General features: G+C 69.6%; 2 protein-coding genes. Both read right to left on the bottom strand.

The genetic code is table 11. The features are described from left to right. Positions 1-462, bottom strand: a complete 462-nt coding sequence (locus tag L942_RS46255; protein ID WP_440201286.1) for a transposase — start codon at positions 460-462, stop codon at positions 1-3. Between the two features lie 40 nt (positions 463-502). Next, positions 503-874, bottom strand: a 372-nt coding sequence (locus tag L942_RS46250) for an IS5 family transposase (protein ID WP_037353573.1), incomplete at its 5' end; no start/stop codon positions are given.

The following is an 874-nucleotide window of genomic DNA, read 5'->3' as shown; positions in this document are numbered from 1 at the left end:
CTAGGGCGTGTCTGACAAAGCTTTGGTCCAGGTGATCACGGCGTGCAGCACGACCGCCGATCGGTAGACGATGGCGAGCTTGTCGTAGCGAGTGGCCAGGCCGCGCCATTGCTTGAGCAGGTTGAACCGTCGTTCGACGACGTTGCGGCCGCGGTAATCCACCGCGTCGAAGGCGGGGGGACGACCGCCGCGGGAACCGCGGCGTTTGCGGTGCCCGGCCTGATCGGCGGGCTCCGGGATCACCGCAGTGATCCCGCGGTCGCGTAGATGTCCGCGGATCGCCCGCGAGGAATAGGCCTTGTCACCGCGGACACGGTCGGGCCGGGTGCGGGCTCGACCGCGACCGGCCCGACGGATCCGCAGGTGGCGCATGAGGTGCGGGAACACCGGTGCGTCCCCGGCCTGCCCTGGGCCGACCAGAGCGACCAGCGGCCGGCCGTTGCCGTCGACGAGGTGGTGCACCTTGGTGCTCCAGCCGCCACGGGAGCGGCCGATCGCGTGATCAGGCGGCTCGCTTCGCAGATCCGTGTAGTTCGACCCAGCCCCCTGGGAGGCGGGTGATGTTGGCGGCGTGCTGATGCGCCCGGGCGACCGTCGAGTCCACCGACACCGACCAGTCCACCAGGCCCGCAGCGTCTGCCTCGGTGAGCAGCCGTTGCAGGACCGTGTCCCAGGTGCCGTCACCGGCCATCCGGCGATGCCAGGTCCAGATCGTCTGCCACGGACCGAACACCGCCGGCACATCTCGCCACGCAATCCCGCACCGATACCGGTAGATGATCCCCTCGACCATCGCCCGCGCATCAGAGAACGGACGCCCGCGCTTACCAGTCCGGACCGGCAGCAGGTCCTCGATCAACGCCCACTGATCGTC

It is taken from the genome of Amycolatopsis orientalis DSM 43388 (assembly GCF_000411975.1).
In the GTDB taxonomy this organism is placed as follows: domain Bacteria; phylum Actinomycetota; class Actinomycetes; order Mycobacteriales; family Pseudonocardiaceae; genus Amycolatopsis; species Amycolatopsis orientalis_D.
This window is presented reverse-complemented; position numbering and strand designations above follow the sequence as displayed.